General features: G+C 48.3%; 28 protein-coding genes and 1 tRNA gene. 7 read left to right on the plus strand and 22 right to left on the minus strand.

Annotation, left to right across the window (positions count from 1 at the left end):
* Positions 1-199 precede the first annotated feature (199 nt).
* Positions 200-757 (plus strand): glycerol-3-phosphate acyltransferase, encoded by a 558-nt coding sequence (locus AC15IQ_RS00635; RefSeq protein WP_483176679.1) that lies wholly within the window; start codon positions 200-202, stop codon positions 755-757.
* A gap of 77 nt (positions 758-834) precedes the next feature.
* Here AC15IQ_RS00635 and AC15IQ_RS00640 read toward each other — a convergent pair whose 3' ends face one another.
* Both AC15IQ_RS00640 and AC15IQ_RS00645 read right to left on the minus strand, forming a co-directional pair.
* Positions 835-1,614: an HD domain-containing protein gene (locus tag AC15IQ_RS00640; RefSeq protein WP_483176680.1), complete on the minus strand. Its 780-nt coding sequence runs from the start codon at positions 1,612-1,614 to the stop codon at positions 835-837.
* Positions 1,615-1,645: 31 nt separating this feature from the next.
* Entirely contained in the window at positions 1,646-2,422 is a 777-nt protein-coding gene (locus AC15IQ_RS00645) for an alpha/beta hydrolase (protein ID WP_483176681.1), read from the minus strand.
* Between the two features lie 206 nt (positions 2,423-2,628).
* Between AC15IQ_RS00645 and AC15IQ_RS00650 the strand changes: the two genes are divergently transcribed.
* Positions 2,629-3,582 carry a ketopantoate reductase family protein gene (locus tag AC15IQ_RS00650; RefSeq protein ID WP_483176682.1) on the plus strand — a complete coding sequence of 318 codons (954 nt, stop codon included), beginning with the start codon at positions 2,629-2,631 and terminating at the stop codon, positions 3,580-3,582.
* A gap of 112 nt (positions 3,583-3,694) precedes the next feature.
* On the opposite strand, the gene AC15IQ_RS00655 is transcribed toward AC15IQ_RS00650, so the two are convergent.
* From AC15IQ_RS00655 to AC15IQ_RS00700, 10 genes are all read right to left on the minus strand, one after another.
* On the minus strand, positions 3,695-3,886 hold the full coding sequence (locus AC15IQ_RS00655) for a hypothetical protein (RefSeq protein WP_483176683.1): 192 nt from the start codon (positions 3,884-3,886) through the stop codon (positions 3,695-3,697).
* Entirely contained in the window at positions 3,879-5,024 is a 1,146-nt protein-coding gene (locus AC15IQ_RS00660; RefSeq protein WP_483176684.1) for an amidohydrolase, read from the minus strand. The genes AC15IQ_RS00655 and AC15IQ_RS00660 overlap by 8 nt, the downstream gene beginning before the upstream one ends.
* A gap of 106 nt (positions 5,025-5,130) precedes the next feature.
* On the minus strand, positions 5,131-5,826 hold the full coding sequence (locus AC15IQ_RS00665) for a gamma-glutamyl-gamma-aminobutyrate hydrolase family protein (protein ID WP_483176685.1): 696 nt from the start codon (positions 5,824-5,826) through the stop codon (positions 5,131-5,133).
* Positions 5,827-5,946: 120 nt separating this feature from the next.
* Positions 5,947-6,294, minus strand: a complete 348-nt coding sequence (locus AC15IQ_RS00670) for a type II toxin-antitoxin system PemK/MazF family toxin (RefSeq protein ID WP_483176686.1) — start codon at positions 6,292-6,294, stop codon at positions 5,947-5,949.
* An 8-nt stretch (positions 6,295-6,302) separates the two neighbouring features.
* Entirely contained in the window at positions 6,303-6,578 is a 276-nt protein-coding gene (locus AC15IQ_RS00675; protein WP_483176688.1) for a CopG family ribbon-helix-helix protein, read from the minus strand.
* A gap of 74 nt (positions 6,579-6,652) precedes the next feature.
* Positions 6,653-7,777: an alanine racemase gene (gene alr, locus AC15IQ_RS00680; RefSeq protein WP_483176689.1), complete on the minus strand. Its 1,125-nt coding sequence runs from the start codon at positions 7,775-7,777 to the stop codon at positions 6,653-6,655.
* Positions 7,767-8,225: a CBS domain-containing protein gene (locus AC15IQ_RS00685; RefSeq protein ID WP_483176690.1), complete on the minus strand. Its 459-nt coding sequence runs from the start codon at positions 8,223-8,225 to the stop codon at positions 7,767-7,769. Before AC15IQ_RS00685 ends, alr begins: the two co-directional genes overlap by 11 nt.
* A gap of 85 nt (positions 8,226-8,310) precedes the next feature.
* Positions 8,311-9,870 carry an NAD(P)H-hydrate dehydratase gene (locus AC15IQ_RS00690; protein WP_483176691.1) on the minus strand — a complete coding sequence of 520 codons (1,560 nt, stop codon included), beginning with the start codon at positions 9,868-9,870 and terminating at the stop codon, positions 8,311-8,313.
* A 4-nt stretch (positions 9,871-9,874) separates the two neighbouring features.
* Positions 9,875-10,240 (minus strand): holo-ACP synthase, encoded by a 366-nt coding sequence (locus tag AC15IQ_RS00695; RefSeq protein WP_483176692.1) that lies wholly within the window; start codon positions 10,238-10,240, stop codon positions 9,875-9,877.
* Between the two features lie 91 nt (positions 10,241-10,331).
* Positions 10,332-10,805, minus strand: coding sequence for a chemotaxis protein CheW (locus AC15IQ_RS00700; RefSeq protein ID WP_483176693.1), 474 nt, complete (start codon positions 10,803-10,805; stop codon positions 10,332-10,334).
* Between the two features lie 316 nt (positions 10,806-11,121).
* Here AC15IQ_RS00700 and AC15IQ_RS00705 point away from each other — a divergent pair, with 316 nt between their 5' ends.
* The 5 genes from AC15IQ_RS00705 (at position 11,122) to AC15IQ_RS00725 (ending at position 13,936) form a co-directional block, all read left to right on the plus strand.
* The gene (locus tag AC15IQ_RS00705) at positions 11,122-11,640 is read left to right on the plus strand and encodes a hypothetical protein (RefSeq protein ID WP_483176694.1); all 519 of its coding nucleotides are present in this window, start codon (positions 11,122-11,124) and stop codon (positions 11,638-11,640) included.
* 94 nt (positions 11,641-11,734) lie between these two features.
* Positions 11,735-12,469 (plus strand): sensor histidine kinase, encoded by a 735-nt coding sequence (locus AC15IQ_RS00710; RefSeq protein ID WP_483176695.1) that lies wholly within the window; start codon positions 11,735-11,737, stop codon positions 12,467-12,469.
* Positions 12,435-13,064 carry an accessory gene regulator ArgB-like protein gene (locus AC15IQ_RS00715; RefSeq protein WP_483176696.1) on the plus strand — a complete coding sequence of 210 codons (630 nt, stop codon included), beginning with the start codon at positions 12,435-12,437 and terminating at the stop codon, positions 13,062-13,064. Before AC15IQ_RS00710 ends, AC15IQ_RS00715 begins: the two co-directional genes overlap by 35 nt.
* The gene (locus AC15IQ_RS00720) at positions 13,061-13,198 is read left to right on the plus strand and encodes a cyclic lactone autoinducer peptide (protein WP_483176697.1); all 138 of its coding nucleotides are present in this window, start codon (positions 13,061-13,063) and stop codon (positions 13,196-13,198) included. The genes AC15IQ_RS00715 and AC15IQ_RS00720 overlap by 4 nt, the downstream gene beginning before the upstream one ends.
* Positions 13,199-13,207: 9 nt before the next feature.
* Positions 13,208-13,936, plus strand: a complete 729-nt coding sequence (locus tag AC15IQ_RS00725) for a LytR/AlgR family response regulator transcription factor (protein ID WP_483176698.1) — start codon at positions 13,208-13,210, stop codon at positions 13,934-13,936.
* Here the strand turns inward: AC15IQ_RS00725 and yedF are convergent.
* From yedF to AC15IQ_RS00775, 10 genes are all read right to left on the minus strand, one after another.
* Complete coding sequence (yedF, locus tag AC15IQ_RS00730) at positions 13,933-14,523, minus strand: sulfurtransferase-like selenium metabolism protein YedF (protein ID WP_483176699.1); 591 nt, start codon at positions 14,521-14,523, stop codon at positions 13,933-13,935. The two genes, AC15IQ_RS00725 and yedF, sit on opposite strands and share 4 nt — an antisense overlap.
* Before the next feature lie 83 nt (positions 14,524-14,606).
* A complete protein-coding gene (locus tag AC15IQ_RS00735; protein WP_483176700.1) occupies positions 14,607-15,584 on the minus strand; it encodes a L,D-transpeptidase family protein in 978 nt (325 codons plus the stop codon).
* A gap of 121 nt (positions 15,585-15,705) precedes the next feature.
* On the minus strand, positions 15,706-16,254 hold the full coding sequence (locus AC15IQ_RS00740; RefSeq protein ID WP_483177712.1) for a nitroreductase family protein: 549 nt from the start codon (positions 16,252-16,254) through the stop codon (positions 15,706-15,708).
* A gap of 29 nt (positions 16,255-16,283) precedes the next feature.
* Positions 16,284-18,344 (minus strand): thioredoxin domain-containing protein, encoded by a 2,061-nt coding sequence (locus AC15IQ_RS00745; RefSeq protein WP_483176701.1) that lies wholly within the window; start codon positions 18,342-18,344, stop codon positions 16,284-16,286.
* Between the two features lie 107 nt (positions 18,345-18,451).
* On the minus strand, positions 18,452-18,913 hold the full coding sequence (locus AC15IQ_RS00750) for an OsmC family protein (RefSeq protein WP_483176702.1): 462 nt from the start codon (positions 18,911-18,913) through the stop codon (positions 18,452-18,454).
* Positions 18,914-19,827: 914 nt separating this feature from the next.
* Positions 19,828-19,904 (minus strand) — tRNA-Pro (locus tag AC15IQ_RS00755).
* Positions 19,905-20,141: 237 nt separating this feature from the next.
* Positions 20,142-20,420: a hypothetical protein gene (locus AC15IQ_RS00760; RefSeq protein WP_483176704.1), complete on the minus strand. Its 279-nt coding sequence runs from the start codon at positions 20,418-20,420 to the stop codon at positions 20,142-20,144.
* A gap of 56 nt (positions 20,421-20,476) precedes the next feature.
* Complete coding sequence (locus AC15IQ_RS00765; protein WP_483176706.1) at positions 20,477-20,731, minus strand: GIY-YIG nuclease family protein; 255 nt, start codon at positions 20,729-20,731, stop codon at positions 20,477-20,479.
* Between the two features lie 71 nt (positions 20,732-20,802).
* Positions 20,803-21,627 (minus strand): pyruvate, water dikinase regulatory protein, encoded by an 825-nt coding sequence (locus tag AC15IQ_RS00770; protein WP_483176707.1) that lies wholly within the window; start codon positions 21,625-21,627, stop codon positions 20,803-20,805.
* Positions 21,628-21,736: 109 nt separating this feature from the next.
* Entirely contained in the window at positions 21,737-22,840 is a 1,104-nt protein-coding gene (locus AC15IQ_RS00775) for a S8 family peptidase (RefSeq protein WP_483176708.1), read from the minus strand.
* Positions 22,841-22,996 lie beyond the last annotated feature (156 nt).

The raw sequence follows: 22,996 nt of genomic DNA on the forward strand, positions 1-22,996 counted from the left end.
CCGTATCCCAATTATTGAAGAATGAGGATGGGTTTATGGCAAATCTGGGACAGCAGAACCACCTCCAGAATGATGGCATAGGCCGAAATATGCCGGGCATAAGATATAATAAGCTTGCAGCACTAAAGAGGATTGGGGACATTTGGAGTGATTCAACGCGTTTTCCGAATTTGATCTGTCATAGGAGTGGAGAAGCATTATGGGATTTGAATTTCTGCCAGCAATGGGGATAGTGGCCTTGTGCTATCTGTTGGGGAGCATTCCCAGCGCTTATCTTCTGGGCAAAGCATTTTTTGAATTAGATATCCGAGAACACGGTTCAGGCAACATGGGAACCATGAATACCCGTCTAATTATGGGTTGGCTGCCAGCTCTGGCTGTATTGCTGGCCGATTGCGGCAAAGGGGCTCTAGCCGCCTGGCTGGCTCAATATCTGGGTGCCGATGCCCTATTGGGCGCGGCTGCTGCAGTAGTCGGGCATATCTGGCCGGTATGGCTCAAATTTTCCGGAGGCAAAGGGTTGGCCACCACCCTGGGGGGCCTGTTATGGGCCATGCAGCCCACTGCCATAGCAGTTTTTATCATCGCCTGGTTGTTGACCTATGTTTTATGGCGGCAAGGAGATCCGTCTTCAATAGCGGGTGGCATCGCCATGGTAGTCTATGCTCTCAATATGGGTCCATTACTGTACATAACTGCCATCGGTGCAATTATTGCCGGCAAGCATTACCTCAGTTATCGCCACGCCCATCGCTAAGCAGCCCGTCTCTAGCCAAGACAGCTATCCATATCATCTGTGTATATCACCTGTGTATGATAAAGGCATAGTAGAAATCAAACCCGGAGCTTCAACCTCTCTATGCACTGCTGCAGCCACAGCTTGATGGGCTGGTAGTCGCGTTGTATTCCCCGTCCCAAATAATCGGCTTCAGAGAGCAACAGCAGCTCGCTGATATCAACTCTGCCTAAAAGCCTTCGTATCGCCTTATCACTGATCTTATCTCTCTGTTTGAACAGCAGTACTGGCTGCATGTGCTCTCTAACCAATTGTTGCACCGCTTCTATCAATTTCTGGGGAGCATGGAGTTCTCGAAGAAACCCTGTTGCCAATTTACTGCCGGTCACATCATGCCCATAAGAGGTCACCTTGCCCTTATGATAACCAGTAGTCACTGGTTTGCCGATGTCATGCAGCAGTGCTGCCAACATCAAGGCCTGGGGGTTTTGAGACAGATGCACTCGTCGCCGACACTGGTCGACCACTAACAGGGTATGCTGAAAAACATCACCTTCCGGGTGATGGCTCTTCTCCTGCTCACACCCCAACAGCGCATGGAGCAGAGGGTGAACCTCCCGCAGGATACCGGTTTCCTGCAAGCATAGTATCCCTCGGGAAGGCTCAGGCGCTTTGAGCAGGTATCGACTCAGCTGATACAAAACCTGCTTACGATCCAGTTTTCTGAAATAACCTGATGGCAGGCTATTAACCGGTAAACCTTCTATGGGAATAGAAAAGCGCCCGGCCATTAAAACCAGACGGTATGCATGCATGGGATCTGCTTGCAAGCACTCCGGTCGGGCCAGTATCTGTTTTAAAATGCTACCTCTAATCATGCTTAGACTAGCCCCCGCGCGTAAACTGAAATCACTGGTACTTGTCGATGAATCCCTGTATAGCCCCAAAATAACGAGGGATATCACGGAAGATAATATCATTGTGGGAGGCCCCCGGTACAGTAAGCATATGCTTATCACCCTTGTTCAAGGTATCATGTATCAACTTGCCTTCACCCCAGGGAACCAGCGTGTCCCGGTCGCCGTGGATTACCAAAGCCGGTACTCGTATCTCTGCGATCATTGCCAGGCATTCCTCCTCAATACCCTTTAGCATGGAATTGGGGGCCATTATGCCCAGGTGGGTAATCAGGCGGGTAACACTTGCAAAACCGCTCTCAATTATGAATCCCTTCAATTCTTCAGGGTATCGGTGAGCCAGATGAAGTGCGGCGATACTCCCCATCGAGCGTCCCATGACCCAGTCGAATGATCGATTATAACGCTTTAAGACTTCTTGTTGGACCGCCTGCCATACCTTTTCTGCATCACTTACCAGGCTGTTGACAGTGGGCTGGCCCTGACTCAAACCATAACCACGATAATCAGCCACTGCCAGATTGATGCGGCTGAGCTGGTAAAACGAGGCTATTTCATCATAGTCAGCGGCTATCTCACCATTGCCATGAAAATACAGCATCCAGGGCCATTCAGGATCAGCCAGATAGAAACGGCACGACACTCTGATATTAGCCTCTACATTTATAAAAACATCATAGCTGCCAGGAGGCCCACCGGCATTATCAGGTCGGGGATAAAACAGATACTGCAGCAACTGAGGCTGGTCCACATAAGTATAATCTGGCATAGCATTCTCCTTTTCCTGTTTTAATACAACAATAGCATCTACTTAAGACACTGAGAGTCGCAGTTCGGGCCAAAAAATCTGAATTGTCCGGTATTGTACAGGCTCCGATTAAGGCCGCTTAAACCTGATAAAAACCTCTGTCAGAAGGTGCAACATGGAGTATAATACTTAAAGCGCGCTATTCGATAATAGGGGTGGTTATATTAATGAAAATATTAGTATTTGGCCTGGGAGCCCTGGGAACAGTATATTCATGTTTGTTGAAAAAGGCCGGACATCAAGTCAGCGGTATCGACTTACCTGCAGTAGCATCTCACATAGAAAAGCAAGGTGTACAGGTCACAGGCATCTGGGGGGAGCACCACGCCTTCCTGGACCAAACTGTAGACTCCTTGAACCGGCTAAAGGACACCGACTTTGACCTGGTTATTATAACCGTTAAGGCTTATCAGACCGCGGCGGTTTCCCGTCTGTTGAAGGCCTTAATTAAGGATAACACCTATGTGTTCCTGGCGCAAAACGGCTATGGCAATTATGAACAGGCGGTGGAATTCATACCACCTCAGCAACTCATTTTGGGCCGCATTATTTTTGGTGCAGTGACCATAAACCCGGGCTCATCAGAGGTAACCGTCATCGCCGATGATGTTCTATTGGGACATCCCCGCCAACTCATCGCCGCTGCCACCCTGCAAGCATGGGCTGACGTTTTTCGCCAGGCGGGCATACCTACCCGTTATTCCCCTGACATAATGCCATATGTATGGGCCAAGATAATATATAACTCTGCTTTAAATCCTTTGGGAGCTATACTGGAAGTGCCTTATGGCCGGCTGGCAGAAATGGAATGGAGCCGGGAGTTGATGGATGCCATCATTAATGAAATTTTCGAGGTCTTGAAAGCACAGCGACAACCTACCCCGTGGGAAAATGCCGTTCTATACCGAAAGGATTTTTATGGTCAGATGGTACCCTCTACTGCAGCTCACCGGGCTTCTATGCTGCAGGACATACAGGCTGGAAGGAAAACCGAAATAGATGCCTTGAATGGTGCGGTAGTAGAATTGGGTCAGCAACTGGGGGTAAATACCCCGGTCAACCGGGTTATAACCTCGCTTATAAAATGCAAACAGTCGCTGGGAATGGATGGTATTAATTGATCGGTCTATGAAGAAGCAAGGGGGGCAATACTATTAACATTACCATTCAGAAATATCAAGTCTATTAGTGAATTGAGACCCCTGCGGGGTCTCATGTTTTACTGGTTACAATTCAATTCACGTATTTTCGCAATGGAAATATCGATTCCAGTTCATTCAAGGGCACATGAACCATATTCTCCTGGCCGATAACCGCCAGGATAACCATTTCCTCGCCGCTATATTCTTCACTGTATACCCCCAGAACACAGACAGTCATAACCACCCCATCGAGATATACAGTAAACAGGTCACCTTTATTCACTATGCTCACCCCACAGTAAACCATCCACCATAACCTGGCGGATTCTGGAACGGAATTCCAGGGGATGCCCATCGAAAATGGCCAGATCAGCGCGCTTGCCGACGGTAATCGTTCCCAGCCGATCAGCAACCCCGATTATTGATGCGGCTTGTGATGTGACAGCCTGCAAAGCCTGTTCTTCGTCAAGGCCCTCCCTGGCCGCTAGGGCCGCACATACCCTGAGCTGTTCAATAGGCACCACCGGGTGGTCGGTTATCAGGCAAAATTTCACTCCCAGTTCGGCCAGACGAAGAGCATTTTTGAAAGATACTGCCTTCATTTCCACTTTAGCCCGGTTGACCAGGAGTGGCCCCAGGCAGACCGGCACCTGATGCCGCTTCAACTCTTCAGCTACCATGAATGCTTCAGTGCCATGCTGTATAATCAGGTTGAAGTCATATTCGTCTTTAATACGCAATGCCGTGAGGATGTCATCGGCACGATGCACATGCAGCAGTAGAGGCTGTTCTTTTCTCAATACCCGCATCATCGGTTCCCACTTAAATTGCTCGGCGGATGAAAGTGCAGCTTTTTTCTTCATAGCCCGGGACGCAACGTAAAAAGCCTCCCGCAGCAGACTTGCACTCGCCATTCTAGTAACCGGAGTCTTCTTGAGTTCGGAATAAACCCGCTTGGGATTCTCTCCCAGGGCGGCTTTGACCCCCCAGGGATTGCGGTCGATCATCTGCGTGGCTTGCGGGGCCAGGTGCTTCAAGAGAACCGCCTGGCCACCGATGATATTGGCGCTGCCAGGCATGCACAGTGATCGCGTCACCCCACCCCGCAAAGCATCATTAAACCCCAGGTCATAATAATTGACCCCATCAGCAGCCATCAATTGTGGAGTTACCGGTTCATGGACCTCATTTACATCGTCACCTTCGATTCGGTATATCTCTTCCTCCAATCCGAGATGGGTATGAGCGTCAATCAGACCCGGAGTGATATAGCTTCCTCGGGCATCGATTACAGTGCACCCCGGCGGTATCTCCACTTCACTTCCCACACTATGGATAATCGGACCATCAACTACTACTGTGCCTTGCAAAGCCCCACTGCCATCCATCGTTAGGAGGGTTCCACCTGTGATCGCTATCATGAAAGGACTCCTTCCCTACTTCATATAATATGTGTGCAAAGTCGCCTCGGTTCGCCTAAAGATCTAGCATAATCTACCTGCCCAATTATGCCGGGGTTAATTTCGGCTAACGGCCAGACAATTCCGCAACGGCCACTAATTCTCTAAACAGGGCTTGTGAGCATTTATCCTCCAAGTCCTCAGGGTGCCATTGCACCCCCAATACAAATCCTGCAGTGTTGATTTCTATGGCTTCTATAGTGCCATCCAGGCTGGTGGCACTAACCTTGAAGCCCGGTGCCAGCCTGGCAACCGCCTGGTGGTGGAAGCTGTTCACCCCGGCCTGGCAGGTCATATAGATCTGTCCCAGCCGACTGGTCGTTTCAATAAATATATCATGAAACAGCTGGGTGCGCGGCGCATTTTGTTGGTGGTTCATCCCGGTCTGCAAATCCTGGCACAAGCTTCCCCCGGCAGCTACGTTTATTACTTGTATCCCCCGGCAGATGCCCAGGATAGGTTTTCCTGCCGCCAGGGCTAGATTCGTCAGGGTGATTTCAAAATAATCCCTGACTGGACTTACATATCCTAAAGCGGGTGAAGGCGGCTCTCCCCAATAGCTCGGATCCACATCCCCCCCACCCGTCAAGAGAAGGCCCTGGCAAAATTCCAGGCATGTCTCGGCCTGGCCGGGCTCTCGTGTCGGCGGCAGAACCACCGGGATACCACCGGCCCGGATTATTGCATCCAGATACTGTCGGCGCAATGTAAGCAAACCATTTTCTACACCGACGTCGCAGGTCAGACCAATAACTGGTTTCATACATACTCCTCCCGCTGTGATTATGTTTCTATCGTTCTTACAGACTATGCACCTTTACTGACAAAAAAAGCAGGTCCCAAAGACCCGCTTTCATTATTCTTATGTAGTTTGGATTATGTATCAGATGTCAGTCAAACCTATGCTCACACCCAAGGCCTGGTCCACTCTGTGCATTACCTCCTCGGTCAAGACCGAGATACGTTGCTTGAGGCGGCTTTTATCTACAGTCCTAATTTGTTCCGCCAGAATCACCGAGTCCCTTTCCAGGCCGAATTCCTCACTTTTTAATTCAACATGGGTGGGCAACTTGGCCTTATTTATCTGCGAAGTTATAGCCAGAACAATGGTGGTCGGGCTGTACTGATTGCCTATGTCATTCTGCACCACCAGGACCGGCCGAATCCCGCCTTGTTCCGAGCCTACCACCGGGTTTAGCTGAGCGTAGTAGATTTCGCCCCTTTTTATCATGGAAGCCCTCACTCCATTAATTTTTCTATGCAGTTTGCCAAGGCCTCTTCTTCTCCTATATTTTCGCACGCAATGCTCAAATTTATCTGTGCCATTTCCAGGTAACCTTTTTTCATCTGCTCCCTAGCCAGGATCCGCCTGCGTTCTCCCAGATAAAAGCGGATCGCTTCGCGTACGATTTCACTGCGATTTTTGCTCTCGGTCATGGTCACTGAGTCCATCTCAAACAGCAGGGCTTCAGGCACCGTAATAATAATTCTCTTCGAGGCGGGCAAAACGAACACCTCCGGCTAAAGTCAATCCCGATACTATATTATAGGGTCAGGCTTGGCTCAATCGCAAATCCAATAATTGCCCATTACTGCTTGTATGTGCGGGGCACTCTCGAGGTTATGGTGGTAACAATCTCATAATTGATAGTTCCTATTATATTAGCCAGGTCATCAGCAGTGATGCCTGTTTCGGGCCTGCCAAACAGAATAACTTCATCCCCGACTTTGATATGCGCTCCTTTGGGCAGGGCAAACATACACTGATCCATACAGACATTGCCGATCAAAGGGGTTCTGATTCCCTTGATCATTGCATAGGCCTGGTTGGATAATAGTCGGTTGTATCCATCCGCATAGCCGATAGGCACCGTGGCCACATCAGTATCTTCGCTGCAGCAGAAGGTGCGCCCGTAGCTCACTGACTCCCCGCAGGCCAATGTCTTAACGAAACTAACCTTGCTCTTCAGTGTCATGGCCGGAATAATATCCAGGTTTAAATTCTTCATGGACTGAGAGGGATAAAGCCCATAAATCATAATGCCAGCACGCACCATATCGAAGTGAGCCTCAGGAAAGCTCACTATAGCAGCGCTGTTGGCACAGTGTTTGATCGGGATGTGAAGTCCCCGGTTCTCCAGTTGGCAATTGAAGTCCTCAAAGCGGTGAATCTGTTCCAGGGTATAGGTCCGATCCAGACTATCTGACTCTGCAAAGTGAGTCATCAAACCCTCTGGTTTAATTCCGGGTAAATTAGAGGCTTGCACAACTTTATCCACACCATGACTGCCTATTGGGAAACCCAATCGCCCCATGCCGGTATCGACCTTGAAATGGACCAGGGCCTCCTTGCCGAGGCACTGTGCAGCCTGGGACAGGTCTCGAGCGTAAGAGGTCTCATATACTACAGTTCTAATGCCGTGTTCGATCACCTGCTGCGCGAATTCACCGGGCACATAACCCAATACCAGAATAGGCAGTTTGAGACCGGCCTCAACCAGAGGCATAGCTTCATCCAGAGTAGCTACACCCAGAAAATCCACTCCCTTATCCACACACAGTGCTGCTGTCTCCAGCATGCCGTGGCCGTAGGCATTGGCTTTTATCACCGCCATCATTCGGGTGGTTGGTTTAAGGTATTTCTGCACGGTGGTTATATTATGTTCTATAGCGGAGAGGTCTATCTCCGCCCAGGTTGGCCTTCTATTGTCCATGTTGGCTTACCAGGACTTTCAATACATCATTGCGGGTAATTATCCCTACCAGTTTGTGGTTGCGCACCACCGGCACACGGTTGATGCGCTTATCCTGCATGATTTTTACCACATCGGAGACCGGAGTATCCTCATCCACGGTAATTACTTTGGTGGTCATGGCATCTTTAACTTTAGTGGCAGTATACTTTTTTACCTCATTATTAAATCTTATGGGGTTTTCCAGAAAGATAATACTGTCAAACAAGGTTAAATAAAAAGGAACCCGTAATTCCTTGGCTCGTATCATTAAGTCTTTTTCAGTGATGATGCCCACTACATGATTTCTGTCATCTACAACAGGAATGCCGCTGATCTTATTATCCAGCATCAGATGGGTGACGCTCTCCACCTTGTCGTCCGGCTTAGCCGCATGGACCTCCCGGGTCATAATGTCTTTTGCCAGCATAATTTTTCCTCCTGTTATTATACATCTATATTTAGTGTGGGTCGTTTTACCTGGTATTAATGATTGACAGCCAATATTCCTTTAATCAAAAGCTGCTTTTTTCAAATGCCATAAGTATATCAGGCAGCGCAGCAATCAGGTCTCCAGCCACCAGGCCCCGCTGTCCTTTATGCTCGGCCACCTGGTCTCCGCAACGGGCATGAAGATAGACCCCTGCTACAGCAGCCTCGGTAGCCTTTAGGCCTTGGGCGATAAGTCCGGTAATGATCCCGCACAGAACATCTCCGCTTCCAGCTGTTGCCATACCCGGGTTGCCGATAATGTTGACAAACAGGTTGCCCGCCGGGTCAGCTACTACTGTCTTATTGCCCTTCAAAACCAGGGTTACACCCCATTCCAGAGCATATTGACGGGCTATCGCCAATCTATGGGATTGGATTTCGGCTATACTCTTTCCAGTCAGACGGGCCATTTCCCCTGGATGCGGAGTAAGCACTATCGGGACCTGACGCTGCTTGAATACTTCGGTGTTCCCAGCCAGGGCGTTTAGGCCATCGGCATCTATCACCAAAGGAATGCCGGAATGCTGCAGAATGTGCTGCAACACCGCCGCGGCCTCAGAGTGATCAGACATGCCAGGCCCTATAGCGCCTACCGACACAGTGTTCATGAGATTATCCAGAATCGCCAGAGCCTCTAAACCGACTACAGCCTGACCGGTTTCCGGAAGGGGAGAAGTCATGACTTCAGTCATGACCCCATCCACGACTGGCACCAGGGACTCTGGCAGCGCAGCGGTAACCAGCCCGGCCCCGCAGCGCAAAGCGGCATATGAAGCCATCACCACTGCCCCGGTCAGGCCTACCGAACCTCCGACTAAAAGGGCGTGTCCGAAAGTGCCTTTATGGGACTCAGCCGGCCTGCGCTTGATAAGCGGCCCTACCATATCGGCAGTAATAAGGTTGGTCTGGAGACGGCTGTCCTCCAATAATTTATAAGGGATAGATATATCCGCAATGCTGAGTGTGCCCACATAGTCTTTGCCGGGTTCCAATACCAGGCCTATTTTAGGCAGTGCGAAACTGATCGTATGGGTCGCTTTGATGGCAGCACCATGCACCAGGCCAGTGTCAGCATCCACCCCCGAGGGGATGTCCACCGCCACTACCGGCTTATTACACCAATTGACCATGTCTACCAGTCGGGCTTCGTACTCACTCAGGCTGCCTTTAAACCCGATTCCATAAAGAGCGTCCACAATCAGATCACTATTCAACAGACAGAGCAAGAGACTGTCCAGGTCTTCTTCCTTTTGCAGTAGAGAGAACTGTCCCCCCATATTCTTAAAGATCTCATAGTTGGTCCTGGAATCAGGCGGAAGCACTTCAGGTGGGGACAGGGCAAAGACAAAAACGTGGGCTTTGGCGTTTAGCAGATGTCTGGCTATCACCAGACCATCACCGCCATTATTCCCCCGGCCCACCAGAATTACCACGGTTTTGCCTGCTGTGACGCCCAATATCTCCTCGATCACTTCGACACAGCGGATGCCGGCGTTTTCCATCAATACTATGCCTGCAATCCCATATTCTTTAATGGCATTATGGTCGATCGCTTTCATCTCGCGGGAGTTTACTAGTTTCATGCCTTCATCCTTTCGTACACACTACTGCTGCCACCGCCTGTTGGTCTGAATGGGAAAGGCTTATGCTGGGGTCGGCCAATCGGGCCTGCAACTGGGCCAGTCGGGCCTGACCATGCAAATAAAGCTTAGGCATGCCATTTAGGTTCATGCAGACTTCAATATCCTGCCAGGGGCACGAGGCCAGAGCCGGATGGAGTTTACGCACTGCCTCTTTAGCGGCAAAACGGACTGCCAGAGATGGATAGGGATTTTTCTTGCCCAAACAGTAATCCCGCTCTGCCGCGGTATAAACCCGGGTTAAGAAACGGGGTGTTCTTTGAACAGCCAGTTTAACCCTGTCAATATCAATTATATCTATCCCAATTAACATTATATACCCCCATTTTCAGCGTTAATGCCCATTACACAGAAAGCCCCGAAATCCCAAGGGATCTCAGGGCTGCAAAAATAATCCTTCACCTTTAATTCACGGCGAAATCATACAGCTCCGTTCTTTCGCCCTCATTTAATATTTTATCCATATCCAGGAGAATTAAAAGCCGTTTCTCCAATTTGCCCACACCGGTGATATAGTCAGAAGCAATGGCGCCCATTACTGCCGGGGGCGGTTCAATACAATCCACCGGCAGACGCAAAACCTCGCTGACCTCATCTACAATTATGCCAACCGTTTTTCCGCCTACTTCCACCACTACACTGCGGCTCTCCGCTGTTAAGTCAGATGTCCCCATGTTAAAACGCCTTTTCAGGTCTATGATAGGTATCACCTTACCGCGCAGGTTGATTATACCTTCAATAAAATCAGGCGTTTGCGGCAGTCGGGTAGGTTGTGTCATGGGGATGATTTCCTGCACTGAGGTCACGCCTACCCCGTATTCGCAAGTCGAATCCTGTTGTTTGAGTTTAAACACCACCAGTTGGATTTCGTCGGCCATTTTTTGTCTCCTCCATTATCGAAATCACTTCATCCTCTATGGTATTTATTCGGTTAAACCCCCTGATTAGATTAGTGTTTTTCGTGGCCTGGCCCAATTTGTTTTAGAAAGCCAAAATTGCATCGTTTGAAACTGCTGTGTATTTCATGCCTGTTTAGCGGTCGTTCATGTTTGTTTTGCGGCAATTCATACCCGGCAAAAATTGGTTTTGTAAAGAAGAAACACTCAATTTAGGCTTTGCAGCAGGATAATGTTGCTTTTTGTGGTAAATTGATTATGGGTTGGTTTTTAATTATGCTATGAAAGAGGGAGCTATATGATTTCCATCTCCTGGTATTTAACGTTAACTGTTGGCATTCCCGAGTCCCTACTGATGGTCCTGGTGGGATTTCAATTGTACAACCTAAAGGTTAAAATTGAACATGCCGTCGTGATCGCTTCTGTTAGCGCAATAATATCCTATTATGTTAGACAATTACCCGTTGTCTTTGGAGTACATTCTCTCATTGGAATAGTTGTGTTGATTTCGCTTTGCTGGCTTTTTACCAGACTTCCATTATATAAAGTGATTTGGTCAGTTTTGACCGGGTTTGCGGTGTTGGCAGTAACGCAATCAATTCTGATACCGTTAATTCTATGGCTAACATCAATCGACTATGAGCTAATAAAAAATGATGTACTGATTAATTCCTTACTGTTTCTAATTCAAGCCCTAATTGTTGGTGCAGCCTTGGTTTATTGCAAAGTCCGAAAGATATATATTTTCGATTTGAGTGATGGAGATCAAAATGCCAACCAACAAGCCAATAATAGCAATTTCGACGATATTACTTGAAACTGCATTCATTGCTATCATCATTCTAGCAATAGTCTTTTTCCCTGACATTGAAGGGCTAAAAAATCTCTTGCCTATTGCTAGCTTGGTGATAATGTTATTAAGCGGATTTGTCGTAATATCGATCCGGCAAATAGATGAATACAGCCGAAAGCTGGTTGAAAGCCAGTTGTTGCGAGAACATCTCCATAACATCGAAGACCTGATAAACAGTCTGAACAGCCAGCGGCATGAGCACACCAGACATATTCAAACCCTGCAGGCTATGTTGTATCTGGATGAGGTGGACCAGGCCCGCCACTATCTGGATGGGGTGACCGAGCAGTATTGGGAAACTCAGGATCTGGTCTACGTTGGCAATCCGGCCCTGACCGCCCTGGTTAATTCGAAGCGCAAGCTGGCTGAGACCAAGAATATCCATTTTGATTTCGCTGTAAAATGTGAGGTCAATGAGATGGGTATTCCGCCCTGGGATCTGTGCAGTATAATCGGCAACCTGATTGATAATGCCCTGGATGCTACCCTCAGAGGACAGCCTCCGCGCCGCGTATCATTGGAGTTAAAGTATGAGGAATCACAGTACGTGATCTATGTTTACAATAGTGGGGCTAAAATACCCAAGCAACAAGAAAACCTCATGTTTACCCCCGGTTTTTCCACCAGCGGTTCCGCTGGTCGCGGCTTTGGCCTCTATATCGTGAAACGGCTGGTCAATAAATACGGCGGCAGTATCCGCATAGTTACCCAGCCAAAGACTACTTTCATAATTAATTTGCCTGACCGCAGGAGGATGCATGAACAAGTGGCTTTCATCGAAAATAGCGTCTGACATCGGCCGCCATTTGGGCAGCAGTTCAGATGAGGTCGAAGTGTATGCTTATGGCTTGGAGAATTTTCTGAACAATATGCTGGAATTACTGTTGTTATTCGTGTTCGCGTCGCTTCTGGGTCTATTGATCCCGGCTTTCCTGGTATTGATCGCATATGGACTGATAAGAGTCCCTGGAGGAGGCGCTCATCTCAAGACCTTCCCCCGCTGTCTGACTTGCAGTCTTTTGTTGATGTTGGGCCTGGCTAAACTGAGCCAGATGCTCCCTTTAAGATTCGAGTGGGCGATGGTTGCTATCATTGTGCTGGCTGCAGGCGGACTGAGCATCATCAGAGCCTGGGTGCCGGCTGGAACGGAGAAAAAACAGGTTACAGCAGTTCATGAAATCAGACAACAAAAACAGATAACCTCACTAACCTTGTTGCTCAATGTTCTGATAGCCGTAATTTTACTTTACTGCGGTTATAACAGTCTGGCCAATGCCGTACTACTGGGTTGGCTATGCGGTCTGTTGGTTATAACCCCCTGGGGATATAAACTATTTCATACTCTTGATCACGGTATGGATATCATGGAAGGGAGGTGTGCAATGTGAAAGGCAAATTCATGTCCAAAGCTTATTCAAGCCTGGCTTCCTTCGCTGTGATGCTGGCGGTGTTCAGCGCGATTAAGCCTATGTGCTGGCTACTCGTATATGAACCAGACATCCCCCAAAGCCTTAAGAAGTAGGAACTGAACATGTTTAAAGTCTTAATCCTAGAAGATGAAAACTATACTTTACGATTTCTCGAGAAGCTGATTGCAGAGCATGTCAAGGTTGAGCAGGTGATGGGAACCTCCAACAGTCAGGAAGCAATTCGTTTGGCCGGTGATTTTATGCCAGACCTGGCGTTTTTGGATATAGAACTGTCTCCTGAAGACCACCTGAACGGTATCGATGTCGCCCGGGCCATTAATACCGTCAGTCCGCGCACTGAATTCATCTTTGTGACCGGTTACGCCAAATACGCAGTAGATTCATTCACTGTACATCCTTATGATTATCTGCTGAAACCGATCAAACGTGACAAAGTAATGCAGGTTATTTCCAGCCTCGACACCGAACGCGAAGCTGTCAGTCTACAGAAAAGTCCCACTGACCGCCTGGTCTTAAAATCGGCGGATAGCATTGTGTTCATTAATATTGATGATATATTTTTTATTGAAAAGCAGGGTAAGAAAGCCTTCATCCACTCGCTCAGCGGGGTAAATGAGAGCAACTGCATTTTCAATGAATTGGAGTCATTGTTGGGGCCTAATTTCCTGCGGGTGCACAAATCATATGTGGTCAATATGAATAAGGTGAGCCAGATCAAAGATGCCGGCAATCAGTCCTATACCGTGCATTTTGATGGTTATAGCGGCATGGCTATTATGAGCCGCAACCGTTTTCGGGTGCATATTGATAAGTTTACGCCATCTTTTTAGAATACGATCAGCCTTTTAGCGTCGGCTATTTTCTCAGTAATAGCGAACATATTGCTCACTGTACCGACTCTAAGCTTATCCAGTAATTGATAATAACTCAAACAGGTGTGGCTGGATACTATTTCCACGCCACATTCCTGCATGTGCTGTAAGTAGCTTAATACTTCTGATCCTTCTGTGGTAAGAAACACACCGCTGTTAATAAAGATCACCGTTTTTAAAAATCCTTCCAGCCGCATAAGGGAATAGACAAAACTGGTCATCAACTGTCCTCCCCAATGGTCTTCGCCTTTTCCCAGGGAAGTGCTGCTGATAACCAGAACGGTTTGACCGTATTCCGCCGATGCTATGCGCAGAGCTTCTTCGGCAGCCTCCTGTTTATGGATGCTGATATGGAATTGGCCCTGTTTTTCCACTACCCGGGCCTTGAAATTCATTCCAGCGATGAGCTGGGTGATTTCTTCTTTGGCGCCTAGGTCGTCTACTATAGCCAGAACCTCGTCGCATTTCCTATCAGACAAGGCTGCGCTGGTAAGAAGCCAGGTCTCAGGTAATGAAAGCCCGCGAGCATCCACGGTTTTTTTCACAGCCAGTGCTCCTTTTGGTTATTTTTGTTCATTTTAGATTATTGTATCATACCTCGGGTAATATTGGGCATATCCAGGCCGACCTAACTCTTGGCCGCTTTTATCAGTCCCATCATGCGATAAGTGGCTTCATCCATTTCTCCACTAGGGTCTAGACCATGCCAGGCCTGATAGTACTTGACCGCCAACACCGTCATATTCCCATAACGTCCATCGGCACCACAAAACTCTACTCCCAATTCTTTTAAGCGGGCCTGCACATATACTACCGCCTGCCCCGAGGATCCTTTCTTCATTTTTACTGGCTTCATTTCCTGAGGAACCATAGTACCATTGTTGACGATCTTCACCCGACAACCGGCGGGGACCAGCGGATAAAGCTTCTCAACATCGCGATTAAACATACGGATGCAGCCATGGGAGGCATAGGTCCCAATCGAACCGGGCTTATTGGTGCCGTGTATGCCGTATATACCCCATGGTACATTGAGGCCCATCCAGCGTGTCCCAAATCCGCTGCCCCAGTTGAGAGACTTGTGCACTACCCGCCATTCCCCAATCGGGGAGGGCGTGGAAGCTTTGCCTACCGCAACCGGGTATTTACACAGCACTTCCTTATCCTTATATAGTGTAAGGGTGCGGGTCTTGACATCAATTACGATTAACATCTTGTCCTCTTTGTTTTTTACAGCAGTTATGCAGGAGGCATCAGGTTCCTGAGGCATTAATGTGATCCATTCATCTTCATTGATGATACCGTCGTTGGGCAAACCATGAGCCACCTGAAATAGCCTCACGGTGCTGCTGGTAAAAGCATCATAAACCCCGCTCGGTTCAATATCATAACCGATCTCTTTCAGGCGCGCCTGAACCATCCATACCGCCTGTCCCTGGAGGTTTGGTTCGGTCAAATACAGGGTGGGAAAATCAGTACGGTCAATCAGGCTAGGCGGGGGATCAGGGGTGGAATTAATCGTCTGGGCAGGGGTAACCGCTGGCATCAAAACCGCAATACAAAGCACTGTAAGCACGAGTATAGCCGTCCATCGATGTTTGCGCAATGACCGCAACCTCCAATTCCTTATTTCTATAAAAAAACCAGGGGGATGCCCTGGTCGTAGACTACTCTTTTTATATATGTGCCAGACCAGCCGGCAATATGCTTGGAAAATAAAGTGAAGCTCATTTGATTGGATAGCTCTGCCCAAATTTGTCAAGGTGTACGAATTCATTCAGGGATTTCCGCGGCGGCGCCTTGCTCTCCCGGGCAGCGTAGCCCAGAGGAATGATAACCACTGATTTAATGTCCTCAGGTAAGCCCAACACGGCATCGACCTTCTCATGATCGAAACGGCCAATATATACGGTCCCCAAACCCTGATTATGAGCCGCCAGGCAGAAGTTCTGGCAGGCTAGGGCGCAGTCGAACATCGACCAATCACCCTTGATGGTTGCGTAGGTCCCGTTTTTGGTTCCGGCTATCCCCTGGCGAGAACAGAATACCATTACCGCGGCTGCTTCTGTGATTGCCTGACTGGCTCGATTGGCATTGGTGGCATCCACCAGTTGTTGCCTGATGTCCGGGTCTTTAACCACCACCACCTCCCAGGTCTGGGTATTGGCCCAGGATGGTGCCCATCTCACTGCTTCAAGGAGTTCATGTATGATCTCCTCCGATACCTTGTCAGCAGTAAAATGGCGAATACTGCGCCTGGTAAGGATACACTCCATAGTCTCCAATTTTCAAGCCCCCTTTATATTTATACATGAGTGGTAGCGGCTACCCGACCTAATAACTCTTCAGCGGTGAAGACCGGTTCCTGACAGGAAAAGCCCTCACAGATATACCCAGTCACCCGGTCATCCACTTTTTGCATATCTTTGGTGAACGGGATCAACTCCTCTAGCAGGCTATCCTGGCTGGTCTTCAATGCCAGAGTAGTATCGGGTGCAAATACCTGATCCAGGACAGAAACCATTTCCCGGACGGTCTTTTCGTGGTGATCACCGGTAATGATCACATCTTTTCCAGCATAATGCCGTGACATAAGGGCCAGCAGGAAATAGGTATGGGCCCAGGGATGCTGACTTATCTGATCGGGAAAAGCCTTCAATATCTTATCCCCCTTCTCTAGGATGTCGGCATCTCCGGTTAGTTGGCCCAGCCATAACAGGTTTCGCGCTGCCAGTGAATTCGGCGCAGGGATGGCGCCGTCGTAGACCTCGTGCGGATTGACCAGGAGTTCCTCTCCATCCCTGCCGTAATACAGCACTGCACCCCGGGACTGATCCCAAAACAGCTCTATCATTTCTGCATTGACCTGAAGGGCTTTTTGCAGATAAGCAGATTCCATAGTACTGCGATGCATCTCCAGAAGCCCCCATACTAGAGCAGCGTAATCCTCGGCAAGAGCCGGATGGGCAGCCTGCTCTTCCCGGTATCTCAGCATATAGCGGTCTTTAACCCGCATATTATCTTCGATAAATGACAAGGCTCTCCGTGCTGCTTCAATATAAGACGGCTCACCCAGCACTCGCCCGCCCAAAGCCAGGGCGGCAATCATAAACCCATTCCAGGACAGCAGGATTTTATCATCTTTGAAAGGAGCGATCCTTTTGGCACGGTGATCAAAAAGCTTGCGCCGGGCAGGTTCCAGTTGGCGGCGCTGCTCACGACTAAGCTCGGTATCCAGGAGGTTGGGTATGCTTTTACCCTCAAAATTGCCTTGCCGTGTTATGCCATACGCTCTACAGAATTCCATGCCTTGAGTCTCTCCTAACACCTCCAATATCTCCGCCATGGACCAAACGTAGAATTTACCTTCCACGCCTTCAGAATCGGCGTCCTCGGCGGAATAGAATCCGCCTGCGCTGGAAGTCATATCGCGGAGCACATAAGTGAATATCTCGCGGGCAATATCGGCGTAGAATTCGTTTCCGGTAGCCTGATAAGTCTCCACCCAGGCCACCGCTAACAAAGCATTATCATAAAGCATCTTTTCAAAATGGGGAACCAGCCAGGCACGGTCAGTGCTGTAGCGGGAGAAGCCATAACCGATGTGGTCATATATGCCGCCCTTGTACATGGCTTGCAGGGTTTTTTCCACCATTTCCAGAGCCAGGTCTTCCTGATGGTAATACCAATAACGCAGAAGAAAATACAGGTTATGCGGACTGGGGAACTTGGGGGCACTGCCAAACCCGCCGTAAACCGAATCAAAAGTATGAGTAAAATACTGGAAGGCCTTATCGAAGACATCGGGGCTGATTTCCCTACTCTGCCCGTCGCCTGATTCATTGCCCTTTTTCAGCCATTCCTGGATGCGTTCCCCCATATCGCGGCAGGCCTGTGGATCGTTTTGCCACATCCTGGCTATCTGTGGCAAAAGGCTCATCATGCCGGTAAGGCCCTGGCGATCCCGCTTGGGCAAATAAGTCCCAGCAAAGAAGGGCTTTTTATCAGGAGTCATAATAATTGTGAGAGGCCAACCCCCATGTCCGGTCATGCCCTGACAAACATTCATATACACGGTATCGATGTCCGGTCGCTCTTCACGATCGACCTTGATGCTAACGAAATGTTGATTAAGGATCCGGGCTACCTCGTCATCTTCGAAAGATTCCCTTTCCATCACATGGCACCAGTGACAGGTGGAGTAGCCTATACTTAAGAAAACCGGCTTGTTTTCCCTCTCAGCTCGCTTAAACGCTTCCTGCCCCCAGGGATACCATATCACCGGATTGTAGGCATGCTGAAGAAGGTATGGACTCTTCTCATTTATTAGCCTATTAGGTATCTTTGTACTTTGGGTACTTGACAACGAACCACCTCCTTTGCGCAAGTTTTTTGTTATTTTTCCTTTATTCCCAGGGCATCACTATTCTAGTTTGGTTATATTCACATCGTCTCTTTATTGGCGTTTGGCAATTAGATCCCGGTCATTTCAGGCTCTCTGACCAGTTTGGATTCAACTATGGTGGTGCCTTTCATGATGGTATCTTTAATCGGGCAGGCCTTGACTGCATAATCGACTATCTTGCGAACTTTATCCGGGTTGTCGGGGGAATCCACTCTGACCTGATAACGGATCTGCTGAAAACCAGGCCTAATACCTGAGCTGGAACTGCTCATCCCTTGGGGATCATAGTCACCCTCAATAAAAATGCGAATGTCATCGATGGTTATACGCCGTTTTTCAGCCAGGCCACTTATAAATACGATTATGCATCCTCCCAGAGATGCCAGGAATACTTCCATCGGAGAGGCTGACCGGTCTTCACTCTGACTGGTGATACCCTTGCCCATTTCCACGATGGTTTGCCCTGCTCTGCGGGCTACTGATTTGACCCCAACATGGTCCCAGTCTACAGTCAGTTGAATGGTGTTCATGAATAAAACCCCTTTTCATTGCGAAATTAGATGAGATTATAATCGATTTTTACCGCCAGCGGGCGGCATTAATCCCTCAGATAGTGAGGCAGCAACAGTATCAGCAAGAAACAGATCTCCAATCATCCTACCAGCATCAATATACCGCAAATATACTTTCCTGAATCGGAAACAAAACCGAAATTCCGAGTCGGTCCAACCAGGCCGAATCCTGCTCATATATTGCCTATCCATGTAACAGAGGAAGTGAAAGCACTGATGATATCCAGGCCCGCTGACTCCATACATATTGTTCCCAGAGCCAGAAACATCATGTACAAAAAGAAGACTGTAGGACGTTGATAGGCAGATCATCACTGCCAATTCTCCCGGCAAAGCGCTGCGGCAGGAACGTTTAAGGATGGATCAATTTTTATTTCTATGGAAGCGCTGTGCTTGAATAAGATAACGCCAGGGGTTCATATTGCCGCCGGTTGATCCGGCACATCCGCCTACAAACATCATCAAAACAAGAGTCCCGGCGGCCAGAGACGCTTAGATATCGAAGCCAGCAGTGGCAAATCCGGCGGTAGTCAACGAGGAAACCACCTCAAGGGCAGCTGCAAAAGCCTTTCCTCCCTGTTTAATAACCTCTGAGGTTTCGATATTCATAGCCTCCGGGTTGTGCCCGCTCGGAAGGATATACTCAAAAGCTTATCTTAATTGAACCTCATTCACAATCTAATATAAAGCAGAATTTTACAGAGCTTGTCTACCTGCCAGGGGATTTCAGTATAAAATCGTTGTCAGTGGCCTGTTTGCAAACAGAAGGGGCAGCAACAATCGCCCCCCTTTTTAAGGTTGAATCTTGTGGGCATTAATCTAAAAAGAGGCAAAAGGAGGAGCTCAAATGCTCCTCCTGAGGTTTTTCAAAATGGTCGGGATGACAGGATTCGAACCTGCGGCCTTCTGGTCCCGAACCAGACGCGCTACCAAGCTGCGCTACATCCCGTAATACTATTGCGGCGCCCAAATCAGCAAAATCCTGGCGCAAACAATATTGTACCTCATAGCCGACAGATATTCAAGAAAAACCATTGTACCCGACCACAAAACATTTTTCAGACCCAGCTCCCGGTTAATCAAGCCGGTGCTTATAGATCAAATAATCATCACAAATCCCTCTCAAAATTTGAGAGGGATTTCCATCGTGCTTACGGGTAATATTACCTGATACGTCTACGTCAGATCATCTTGAAGGAGAATAATTGTCGATTTGCGGTTGATAGCCATATTGACGCTGAATATCTACGATCTCCGCCGACCAGGAGCGCACCCGCTGCTTCATATCGGCATCTTGGACCTGATCGACGACCAACACCATATCGTCACCGATCTCAATGGCGATGTTATATTCACCACGGTCGGTGTCGCCGCTGACTATCAGGCCTTCATATTCTTCTTTGGACCAGGAGCCTTTTTCCAGAAAGCTATTCCGGTTCATAATCATGCCTTTATTGATCTGCATATAAAAACCTCCTTTTTCAGATGTTCTTTAGATATCTTCTCCAGGAGGTATGGATTCTATGTAATTGAGCCGTTCCTGCTCAACAAGCCTTCTTTGGCTGCTTTTTTCATTCTTTTGATGGCCCATTCGCGTTTCAAAGCACTGTTTTTATCGGGATGTTGTTCTGCATAAACCAGCTTTACCGGCCTTCTCCCCCGGGTGTATTTGCTGGCCTTACCCTCTTGGTGTTCTTCCAGGCGCCTAGTCAGGTCTACTGTATATCCCGTATACAGACTGTTGTCACTGCATCTTAAAATATACACGAAAGGCATATTCCACCCCATTAAGAGGGGACAGCGTGCAACTGGCTGTCCCCGGAAAACCATTTCTTGTTGGCTTACGGCTAAAAGCGGTGATGGGAAACTTTTAGGGGCAGTTGAAACTTATGAGTGATGGTATTGGCAATCTGTTCAATATCCGCCATGGTCACATCAATGACGATGCATTTCAGTTTGGAATAAATCTGGTAGGCATTGTCCAGTTCTTCGGCTACCAGCTCATCAAGTGCTTCCAACTCTATAGGCTTATCGAAGCTGCGCATTCTCTCCCGACGCAGTTCAGATAGGGTCTCCAGGTCAATGGTCAAGCCGACCATCGGCTTTACGCCTTTCAAGTCCATTATCTCTTGGGGTATCTCAGTATCCTTGACTATCGGGTAGTTTGCTACCTTGATCCCAACATTGGCTAGGTGCATGGCCAGGGGGGTCTTAGAAGTCCTGGGCATTCCCAGTATAATTAAATCGGCCTCGTTTACTGTTTCCAGATTCTGCCCATTGTCATGTTCGATGGTGTATTCAATGGCTTTCATGCGATTGAAATAGGAATCATCCATTTTGTGAGTAAGTCCTGTTATGTAGGCGGGCTTCAATCCGGTTTTGGCCTCCACAACCGCAAATAACGGTGCCATAACATTAATGGCGGTTACCCCTTTCTGCTTGGCTAAATCATCGAGATAGCATGACAGATCAGGCTTAACAATGGTATAAATAACGATTGCATCTTCTTGCATAGCTCTATCGATAATTTGGTCAACCTGTTCCTTTTTAGTTACCCTGGAGAAGCGTGTAATGCTTCGGTCTACTTCAAATTGGAGCACAGAAGCTACTGCGATTTTTTCAGCAGTTTCCCCGACCGAGTCGGATACGGCAAAAATATGAAGTTTTACCATGTGAACGCCCCCTTTGCTGCTGATTTGTTAAGATCATCTGTTATAACTATATTCTATAATTGCTGCTGTAACTCCTCTTTCCTTAGGGCTTTTTCTACAGCTTTGAGATCTAACTCCATATCTCCAGAATGCCGTTGTCTTTACCGTTCTGCTCCTTTACGGTACGATTGTCGGTACTGAGTAGGTTGCATATTTCCCTAATATCTGCGCAAACCGATTTGCCGTTGGTGAAGGGAGCTTCAACAAAAAAGGCTTCTTTGTTATTGACCAGGTAGCGACGGTCGCCCATCTTTATCTTGATGGATTTCCCCCCGGCAGGATCGAAGCTAAATAGACCGTAGCCATACAAGCGGTCAAACCCGGAAGAGCCAAGATCTATAGCCTGATAGTCAATAATATTACGCACCGTTTGCGCATCAGGATTGCTTCCAAAACGCTGCTTCCAGCGCGAACAGATCAATGCCACCGCACCGGCAATGTGGGGCGAGGCCATGGAGGTGCCGGATAACTTGATATATCGGTTGTCAGTATAGGTGGAATAGGTTTCTACCCCTGGGGCCACGACGTTGATCTTATGGTTGGAATTACTGAAATTGGCAATACCGGTCGTCAGGTCGATAGCCCCGACCGCGATGGTTTCAGGATAATAGGCCGGATAGGAAACCTCGTCGGTATTGGGATCTCCATCCCCGGAATTTCCGGCTGCGCATACTACTGTTATGCCTTGCTGGACCGCTTTGACTATCTCGGCATGCATGGTGGAGTTGGGTAATGGTCCCCCCAGGCTCATGTTGATAACGTCAACCTGTTCCCCATCTGGTCCGCGCCAGTTCCGGGCCCAGGCAATACCACGGTTGATATCTCCGATGGTTCCGCTGCCATCTCCATCCAAGACCTTGATCGCCAGCATTTTGCATTCTGGTGCCACTCCCAGCAATTTGCCGTTAGCTCCAATGGTTCCAGCTACATGAGTTCCATGGCCATTGTCGTCCATATAGTCCTTTACTCCTTGCACCGTAGAGACTCCGCCTATCACATTCGCAGCCAAATCGGGATGACGATAATCCACACCGGTATCGATAACCGCCACCACGGCGCCTTTGCCTCTAGTGCTGGCCCACATCTTGCGTGTAGCCATAAGGGCTACTCCCGGAGGGGTAAACCCCTGTTCCGGCAGTTCCATACTGTTGATAATCACTTGTTTTACAGGCACTATATACTTAATAGAGCATCCCTCCCATGCTCTATACTAAGCAGCCAGGGGTGAGATGTTTCCAACCGGAAGCAACTAAATATACATAAATCAGACCTTTGTTAAATAAATAACAAATATAATAGGAACACTTTAGTGAATCATGCTATTATATTA

This window comes from Syntrophomonas sp. DTU019 (assembly GCA_913757435.1).
Lineage (GTDB): Bacteria > Bacillota > Syntrophomonadia > Syntrophomonadales > Syntrophomonadaceae > DTU019.